The organism is Rhizobacter sp. P1_G5 (genome assembly GCF_056405435.1).
On record NZ_JBFUCB010000258.1, the window covers coordinates 1 to 7,883 of the forward strand.

A 7,883-nucleotide genomic window follows, 5' to 3' on the forward strand; every position below is an offset into this window, starting at 1 on the left:
GGGTTGCGCAGCCCGACCAGCAGCGCACCGCCCGATGTCGCCGCCAGGCCCTCGATGTTGAGCCCGCCCGGTGCTTCCGGAGGCAGCTTCGAGGCATCCTTCAGGTGGTAGCCCTTCAGCTGCGGTGCGTCGAGCAGGTCGTCGAGCAGCCGCGTGTACGGCGTGCCGACCGGGCGCAGCGACGGCGGCGCCGAGCCGGGCACGCGCTCGGTCGCGAACAGCCGGTGCCGCTCGTCGCGCTTCTTGCCGGCGCTGTTGCGGCCGTGCGAGGCGATCCAGTAGATGACGCCGCCGGCCTCGGCCGCGCCTTCGATGTCCGACTCCCGGCCGGCCTGCGTGCCGAGGAAGCTGTCGAGATCGACCCGCCCGACGGCATCCGGCGCGTCGCGGCGGAAGACCTGCAAGCTGTTGTGCTCATCGTCGGCGACCACGAAGTGCCGGGCGTCGAGCGCGACGGCGGCCGACGCGTCGCACAGGCCGCGGTAGCGCTCGGGCGCCTGGGCGCTGGCGCTCGCCACGGCGAACAGCGTCAGCGTGCTGGCGATCCAGCGGCATGGTGTGGTCTTCATCCGGATCATTCTCGCGGCCCTGCTGCCGCGGAGCGAGGCCCCTGAAACCGAGGGGTCAGCGGGTTCCGTCACAGACAGTACACACGTCAGGGTTTACACTGAGAACTAGGTGTTAACCCGCACGACGGGTGCACTGACTGAGAAAAACCGACCACAAGACGGACCGAGATAGAACATGAACTTCATCAATGCCATTTCCAGCGCGATGCGCAACGCGTTTGCCGGCGGAACCCAACCCCGCGGCGGCTACGACGAGGCCTGGCTGGCCGAATCGACCGACATCTACGAACTCGAGCGCCGCATGCGCGCCATTGACAACAGCCGTTGCGGCCGGGGCGACCTGCACACCAGCGCCTTCCTGTCGATGTCGCCGGCCGGCACCGGCCGCTGAGCGGTTTGCACACGCTGCGACAGCGTGTGCACCAGCAAGCCCGACACCACCAGCATCACCCCGGCCAGCTCATGCGCGGCCGGGCGTGAGCCCATCGCGGCGCCGATCAGCAGCACCGACACCGGAACGAAGTTCAGGAACGCGGTGCCGGTCACCACGCCCAGCTGCCTGACGCCGAAGTTGTAGGCCAGCACCCCGAACACCGTCGGCACCAGGCCGATGTAGACCAGGGCCGGCCATGCGTTCCAGGCCGCCGCGGCGCTCGGGACCGGCGCGAGCCCGAACGCCGCGAGCAGCAGCGTCGCGGCGCACAGCAGCGGCCACGAGGCCAGCGCGCTCAGCGCACTGAAGCTGATCACGTCGAGCTCGGGCAGGCGCGCCGCGCCGCGCGTGTAGGCGATCCAGCCGAGCGTGCCGGCGAAGGCCGTCAGGTCGCCGGCCAGCGTCGATGCGTGCGATGTGTCGCCGTGCCGGGTCAGCGCGCCCGACACCATCACCACGCCGAGCAGCGCCAGCAGCGTGCTGCCGATCGCAGCGCGGCCCGGCCGCTGGCCGTCGAGCGCCCAGCGCACCAGCTGGGTCGTGATCGGCATCGTCGCCATGATCACCGCGCCGTGGGACGGCACCGAATGCGCGAGCCCGACCAGCACCATCGCGCTGAACACGCCGTAGCCGACGAAGCCGAGCCCGGCCAGCCGCCAGCCATGCTGCCGCAGCGCCCCCCACGGCAGCGGCCCGCGCAGCCGCAGCACCAGCATGAAGCCGAGCGTCGCGATGCTGTAGCGCAGCAGCGTGAACCACACCGGGTCGACGTGCGGCAGCACCGGCTTGCTGGCGAGGAACAGGCTGCCCCAGGCCGTGGTGGCAAGCAGCAGCCCGGCCATGCCGACGGCGGGAGAACGGGAGAAGGTCATGGCGGGCTCCGGCAGATCGAATGCGATGCCGCCAGTCTCGGCAGCCAGCGCCTGCACGGCCATTCGCCAATTCGGAGCAGGGCCTCAGGAAATGCGAACTGACAGCCGCGCGGCCGCTGGCCACAATCCGCTGCCATGGAGTTGTATCAACTGAAGACCTTCRTCGCGGTCGCGCAGGAAGGCAACCTGACGCGCGCCGCCGAGCGCGTGTTCACGAGCCCGCCGGCGGTCAGCGCGCAGATCAAGGCGCTGGAGGACGAACTCGGCGTGCGCCTGTTCGACCGCACGCCGCGCGGCATGGGCCTGACCGAAGAGGGCCGCCGGCTGCTCGACGACGCCGAACGCACGCTGGCCTCGGCCGGGCGGATGCGGTCGGCCGCGGCGCAGCTGCGCGGCGCGGCCCAGGGCGTGGTGCGCTTCGGCACCGTCAGCGACCCGATCGCGCTGCGCCTGGGCGATGCGCTGCTGCGGCTCGCGCAGCGCAACCCGCAGGTCACGCTGCAATTGCAGCAAGGGCTGTCGTCGGAGATGCTGCTCGCGCTGCAGCGCGGCGAACTCGACTGTGCCTACGTGATGACCGACCACGAAGAGGTGCCTGGCGTGCAGGTGCAGCGGCTTTCGACGGTCGACCTGGTGGTGGCGCTTCCGCCGGCCTTTGCGGCGGCCCATCCGGAGCCGTCGCTGGCCGACCTGATGACGCAGCCGTGGATCGGCACCCCGGACGGCTGCGTGCTGCGCACCCACATCGACGCGTTGTTCGCCGCCGGCGGCCGCGAGTACCAGGCAGGCGCGTCGGCGAGCACCGAGGGCGTGGTGCGCAGCATGGTGGCGAGCGGCATGGGCGTCGGCGTCGTGCGGCTGGACCAGGCCGAGCAGGCCGAACGCCAGGGCGAGCTGCGCATCTGGAAGCACTGGCGGGCGCACACCTGGATCTGCTTCGCGTCGCCGCCGGAGAGCCGGCTGTCGCCGGCCACCGTGGCGGTGCGCGCGGCGGTGCAGGAGGCGTGGGCCTGATCAGGGTGTACGGGGAGGGCGCATCGCGGCGCAAGGATCCTCGCGCGATTGCGGCGCCGTGACGACGACCCGGTCGTACGCCCCCGGCGGCGGCACATCGGTGTCCTCCAGGTAGCCGATGCTGCGGCTGCGCGCCCGCGTGCCGCCGGCCAGCCAGCGCGGCACGCCGACATCGCGCCGCACATGGCCGTTGCCGGCCAGCAGCACCACGCCGCGGTCGGCATGGGCCTCGACCATGCGCGCCATGAACTGGTCGCGCGCAACCTGCGCGCCGGCCATGCGGCGGGCGGTGGCGGCGTCGATCATTCCGCAGTGGCTCGCCTCGATGTCGCCGGCCTGGGCCGACCAGATCGCCTCCGGCACGTCGGCCGAGAAGCCGGTGCCGGCCAGGCCCTGGCTGATCACCTGGCGGCTCTCGGCGCGCGACACGTTGACCGCGACGATCGGCAGGCCGTGGTCGAGCGCCAATTGCACGAAGGGCGTGTAGAAGCGCCAGTTCCAGCCGGAGTCGCTGCCGGCCACCGCGGCGACCAGGGCCGCGGCCGTCGGGGGCGGCGTCGCGCCGAGCAGCCGGTCGATCTCGGCCTGGCGGTCGCGGTCGAACTGCTCCATCAGCAACGCCGGGCGCGCGCCGCCGTCGAGCAGCTGCCTGAACTCGGCGAGCCGCAGCGTGTGCTGCGCGGCGTTGTCGTGCACCTCGCCGAGCAGCACGACGGGCGGCGGGGCAGGCGGGTGGACAAGGGAAGGGGCGCAAGCCGCCAGCAGCACGGCAGCGGCGCAACACAGGCTCGGGTGCAGGCTCAGGTGGATAGGCATGCGCGCGATGATGGCAGGGAAGCGGGGCAGCAGGGAACGGACCGGTGCTACGCTGCGCCCCACAACACCTTGACGGAGACACCCCATGCCCGGACTGCTGCCCCAGGTCGATCCCGACGGCCTGCTCGAGTTCTCGGTGGTCTACACCGACCGTGCGCTGAACCACATGTCGAAGAAGTTCCAGGGCGTGCTGCGCGGCATCACCGACACGCTGAAGCGCACCTACCACGCACCGACCGCGATCGTGATGCCGGGCAGCGGCAGCTTCGGCATGGAGGCGGTGGCCCGGCRGTTCGCGACCGGCCAGCGCGTGCTGGTGATCCGCAACGGCTGGTTCAGCTACCGCTGGACGCAGATCTTCGAGATGGGCTCGATCCCGTCGTCGGCCACGGTGCTGAAGGCGCGGCCCACCGGCTCGGGCTACCAGGCACCGTACGCGCCGGCGCCGATCGACGAGGTGGTGCAGGCGATCCGCCGCGAGTCGCCGGCGCTGGTGTTCGCGGCGCACGTCGAGACCGCCTCCGGGATGATCCTGCCCGACAACTACCTGAAGGCGGTCGCCGATGCGGTGCATGCGGCCGGCGGGCTCTTCGTGCTGGACTGCATCGCGTCGGGCGCGATGTGGGTCGACATGGAGGCGTCCGGCGTCGACATCCTGATCAGCGCGCCGCAGAAGGGCTGGAGCGGCTCGCCCGGCAGCGCCTTCGTGATGCTGAGCGCCGCGGCGCGCGACCGCATGGCGAAGACGCAGAGCACCAGCTTCGCCTGCGACTTGCGCAAGTGGCTGCAGATCGCCGAGACCTACGAGGCCGGCGCGTTCGGCTACCACACGACGATGCCCACCGATGCGCTGACGAAGACCTGGGAGGTCATGCAGGAGACCGAGCGCTTCGGCTTCGAGGCGGCGCGCCATGCGCAGCAGCRGCTCGGCACCAAGGTGCGCACGCTGCTGGCGCAGAAGGGCTTCAAGAGCGTCGCTGCCGCCGGCTTCGAGTCGCCCGGCGTGGTCGTCAGCTTCACCGACGACCCCGAGATCCAGTCAGCCCGCAAGTTCGCCGGGCTCGGGCTGCAGACCGCCGCCGGCGTGCCGCTTCAGTGCGACGAACCGGCGGATTTCCGCAGCTGGCGCATCGGGCTGTTCGGGCTCGACAAACTGGCCCATGTCGACCGCACGGTGCAGCAGCTGGCGAATGCGCTGGAGCGCCTTCGCTGACCAACGCTGATCAGTCGTCCACGGCAGGAGGGCGGCGCGGCATCGGGCGCTCGCGGCGCCAGGCGCGCATCAAGGCCTCGTGCAAGGGCGGGATCACCAGGCGCAGCCGTTCCAGCGCCTGCGGCGGGCTCACCGCGTCACCCAGGTTGCCGAAGCAGAAGCAGCTGCCGACGATGCCGCCGAGGTCGATCCGGCCGTGCAATGCGACCCGGCGCAGGCCCAGTGCTTCGAGCGCGCACTGCTCGCGCGCCGACATCCGCCCGGCATCGCCGGGCAGGGCCAGGATCTGCGGCTCGCCCGAATCGAGCCAGCGCTTCAGCGCCGGCCGATCGGCCAGGTCGAGTTCGCGCGGCATCCGTGCCAGCACTTCGGCCGGGTGGTTCAACGCAATGGCATGAACCAGGCGCAGCCGCGCCGGTGAGATGCGCACGATGGCCGCGATCAGCGAGCCATGCGGCAGCAGTGGCTGCAGCTGCCGGCGCGCCATCGCGGCGAACTGCGCTTCGTCGCTGCAATGCGCGCAGGCATCGCGCAGCTCGATCAGTCGAGCCGTTTCTTCGATCGATTCCTTCTTCATTCCCTTGTCCAGGTACCGTCCGCCGGCGGGATGCGGCGGAAACCCGGCCATTGGCGGCTCCGAATGTGCAGCGAATGCGGAGGCCGCCATAGGGAATGAAGATGGTGACCACAGGATGCCAGATGGCTCAGGCGAGCGATGGCACCACCTTCAGCAGGTCGCCGAGCCCGGCGCGCTCGAGCAACTGGGCGCGCATCCGGTCGGCGACGCCGCTGACGATTGCCGAGCCGTCGTCGCTCGGGTCGATGTGCACGCGGTACGGCCGCTGGCCGTACGGCGCATCGACCGCCGCGACGATGGCCCGCGCGACCTCGGCCACGTCGGCATCGGCCGGCTCCAGCTTCGCGAGGGCTGCGCCCACCTGCTGCGGCAGGCCGGCGTAGTGCGCGTCGTAGGCCTTCGCCACGTCGGTGTCTGCCGGATGCCCGGCGTTCTGGAAGTGGTTCGTGCCCGACGTGAACGCACCCGGCACGACGATCGTCGTCTCGACGCCGAAGCGTGCCAGCTCGCCGGCATAGCTGACCGCGAGCGAATCCATTGCCGCCTTGGCCGCGAAGTACGGGCCGAGGTAGGGCGGCGTGCCGCCCTTGACGCTGGAGCTCGACACCCACACGACCAGCCCGTGCCCTTGCCGTCGCAGCTGCGGCAGCGCGGCGCGGTTCAGGCGCTGCGTGCCCAGCGTGTTGACGTCGAACAGCTCGGCCACCTGCTCGGGCGTGAAGGCCTCGCTCGGGCCGAGCACCATGTGGCCGGCGTTGTGCACCACCACGTCCAGGCGCTGGTGCGTCTCGATGATCTGCGCGACGGTGCGGTCCACCGAGTCCTGCGAGCCGACGTCGAGCTCGATGGCGCGCAGATCGACGCGGTGGTCGGCCGCGTAGGCCGCGGCCTCTTGCGCCGCGTTCGCGTTGCGGGTCGCGATGGCCCGCATGCCGGCATAGACGGTGTGGCCGGCGTCGGCCAGCGCGCGGGCGGTGAGGGCGCCGAAACCGCTCGACGCACCGGTGATGACGATTACTTTGTTCATGAGACTCTCCAGATCAGGTAAGGACGATCAAGTGGGCACCGTGGAACCGGCTTTGCCGGGCCACTGGTGGCGCCCCCTTGAGGGGGAGGCGCGCAGCGCCTCGGGGGTGGGTCAAACAATGCCGCCGTTGGCGCGGAGGGTTTGTCCGTTGACCCAGGCACTGTCCGGGCCGACCAGGAACGACACGACGCCCGCGATGTCCTCCGGCGTGCCCAGCCGCTCCAGCGGTGCGGCCTTCGCGAGCCGCTCGATCAGCTCGGGGCTCTTGCCGTTCAGGAACAGGTCGGTAGCGGTCGGCCCCGGCGCGACGGCGTTGACGGTGATCTGGCGGCCGCGCAGCTCCTTCGCGAGGATGTTGGTGATCGTCTCGATCGCCGCCTTGCTGGCTGCATAGGCCGTGTACCCCGGCGTCGCGAGCCCGACCACGGTGCTCGAGAAGTTGACGATGCGCCCTCCGGCCTGCAGCCGCTTCACGGCCTCGCGCATCGTGTTGAAGCTGCCCTTGACGTTGATGTCGAACAGGCGGTCGAAGGTGGCGTCGTCGGTGTCGACGAGCGCCGGCATGTTCGCCGGCATCACGCCGGCGTTGTTCACCAGCACGTCGACGCGGCCGTAGGCGCGGACCGCCTCGTCGAACAGCGTGCGGGCCGCCGCGGGATCGGACACGTCGGCCTGCACCGCGGTGGCCTGCCCGCCCGCGGTGGCGATCTCGGCGACCACCTTGGCCGCCGCGGCGGCGCTGCCGGCGTAGTTGACGACGACGGCAAAACCGTCGGCTGCGAGGCGGCGGGCCACGGTGGCGCCGATGCCGCGGGATGCGCCGGTGACGATGGCAACTTGCTGGGTCATGGTGAGCTCCTTGGGAGTGGTGTGGCGATGAAGTGAATTCTGGTTGCTCGATGCAAATCAATAAATGAGCAAGAATTGACATCACTGTTCAACCAACACCAACAAACGAGCGCCCCGGATGGACCGTTTCCAGACCATGCAGCTGTTCGTGCGCATCGTCGAACTGGGCAGCTTCACGAAGGGCGCCGAAGACCTCGACCTGCCGCGCGCGACCGCCACCCATGCGATCCAGCAGCTCGAGAAGCGCCTGGGCACGCGGCTGCTGCAGCGCACGACGCGCCAGGTGAAGCCCACGCCCGACGGCGAGGCCTACCACCAGCGCTGCGTGCGGCTGCTGGCCGATCTCGACGAGACGGAATCGGCCTTCGGGCAGTCGGCGGCCAGCCCGAAGGGCAAGCTGCGGGTCGACCTGCAGGAGACGCTGGCCCGCCACTTCCTGCTGCCGCACCTGGGCGAGTTCTGCAGCCGCTATCCGGACATCGAGCTCGAGATCGGCATGGGCGACCGGCTGGT

At 70.7% G+C, this 7,883-nt stretch carries 9 protein-coding genes and 1 pseudogene; 4 read left to right on the forward strand and 6 right to left on the reverse strand.

The window, feature by feature from the left end:
- Positions 1 to 569, reverse strand: a 569-nt coding sequence (locus AC1D12_RS17950; protein ID WP_477841969.1) for a DUF3616 domain-containing protein, incomplete at its 3' end; no start/stop codon positions are given.
- Between the two features lie 205 nt (positions 570 to 774).
- Between AC1D12_RS17950 and AC1D12_RS17955 the strand changes: the two are divergent.
- Positions 775 to 852 (forward strand): annotated as a pseudogene (locus AC1D12_RS17955) (hypothetical protein); the annotation flags it as partial.
- On the opposite strand, the gene AC1D12_RS17960 reads toward AC1D12_RS17955, so the two are convergent.
- Positions 852 to 1,874 carry a DMT family transporter gene (locus AC1D12_RS17960; RefSeq protein ID WP_477841971.1) on the reverse strand — a complete coding sequence of 341 codons (1,023 nt, stop codon included), beginning with the start codon at positions 1,872 to 1,874 and terminating at the stop codon, positions 852 to 854. The pseudogene AC1D12_RS17955 and the gene AC1D12_RS17960 sit on opposite strands and share 1 nt — an antisense overlap.
- A gap of 135 nt (positions 1,875 to 2,009) precedes the next feature.
- Between AC1D12_RS17960 and AC1D12_RS17965 the strand changes: the two genes are divergently transcribed.
- Positions 2,010 to 2,888, forward strand: coding sequence for a LysR family transcriptional regulator (locus AC1D12_RS17965; RefSeq protein WP_477841973.1), 879 nt, complete (start codon positions 2,010 to 2,012; stop codon positions 2,886 to 2,888).
- Here the strand turns inward: AC1D12_RS17965 and AC1D12_RS17970 are convergent, their stop codons facing one another.
- A complete protein-coding gene (locus tag AC1D12_RS17970; protein WP_477841975.1) occupies positions 2,889 to 3,704 on the reverse strand; it encodes a ChaN family lipoprotein in 816 nt (271 codons plus the stop codon). It abuts the gene before it with no gap.
- A gap of 85 nt (positions 3,705 to 3,789) precedes the next feature.
- On the opposite strand from AC1D12_RS17970, the gene AC1D12_RS17975 reads away from it, so the two are divergent.
- Positions 3,790 to 4,917 (forward strand): aminotransferase class V-fold PLP-dependent enzyme, encoded by a 1,128-nt coding sequence (locus tag AC1D12_RS17975; RefSeq protein WP_477841977.1) that lies wholly within the window; start codon positions 3,790 to 3,792, stop codon positions 4,915 to 4,917.
- A gap of 10 nt (positions 4,918 to 4,927) precedes the next feature.
- Here the strand turns inward: AC1D12_RS17975 and AC1D12_RS17980 are convergent, their stop codons facing one another.
- The 3 genes from AC1D12_RS17980 to AC1D12_RS17990 all read right to left on the reverse strand — a co-directional run bounded on the left by AC1D12_RS17980 (position 4,928) and on the right by AC1D12_RS17990 (position 7,370).
- Complete coding sequence (locus tag AC1D12_RS17980) at positions 4,928 to 5,545, reverse strand: hypothetical protein (protein WP_477841979.1); 618 nt, start codon at positions 5,543 to 5,545, stop codon at positions 4,928 to 4,930.
- 76 nt (positions 5,546 to 5,621) lie between these two features.
- Positions 5,622 to 6,521, reverse strand: a complete 900-nt coding sequence (locus tag AC1D12_RS17985; RefSeq protein WP_477841981.1) for an SDR family oxidoreductase — start codon at positions 6,519 to 6,521, stop codon at positions 5,622 to 5,624.
- 111 nt (positions 6,522 to 6,632) lie between these two features.
- Entirely contained in the window at positions 6,633 to 7,370 is a 738-nt protein-coding gene (locus AC1D12_RS17990) for an SDR family oxidoreductase (protein WP_477841983.1), read from the reverse strand.
- Between the two features lie 118 nt (positions 7,371 to 7,488).
- Here AC1D12_RS17990 and AC1D12_RS17995 point away from each other — a divergent pair.
- On the forward strand, positions 7,489 to 7,883 hold a 395-nt coding region (locus AC1D12_RS17995), incomplete at its 3' end, for a LysR family transcriptional regulator (RefSeq protein WP_477841985.1).

Excerpts from the sequence above, each read along its gene's own strand:
- AC1D12_RS17960 (WP_477841971.1), bottom strand. The coding sequence starts at position 1,874 with ATGACCTTCTCCCGTTCTCCCGCCGTCGGCATGGCCGGGCTGCTGCTT.
- AC1D12_RS17970 (WP_477841975.1), bottom strand. The coding sequence starts at position 3,704 with ATGCCTATCCACCTGAGCCTGCACCCGAGCCTGTGTTGCGCCGCTGCC.
- AC1D12_RS17980 (WP_477841979.1), bottom strand. The coding sequence starts at position 5,545 with ATGGCCGGGTTTCCGCCGCATCCCGCCGGCGGACGGTACCTGGACAAG.
- AC1D12_RS17985 (WP_477841981.1), bottom strand. The coding sequence starts at position 6,521 with ATGAACAAAGTAATCGTCATCACCGGTGCGTCGAGCGGTTTCGGCGCC.
- AC1D12_RS17990 (WP_477841983.1), bottom strand. The coding sequence starts at position 7,370 with ATGACCCAGCAAGTTGCCATCGTCACCGGCGCATCCCGCGGCATCGGC.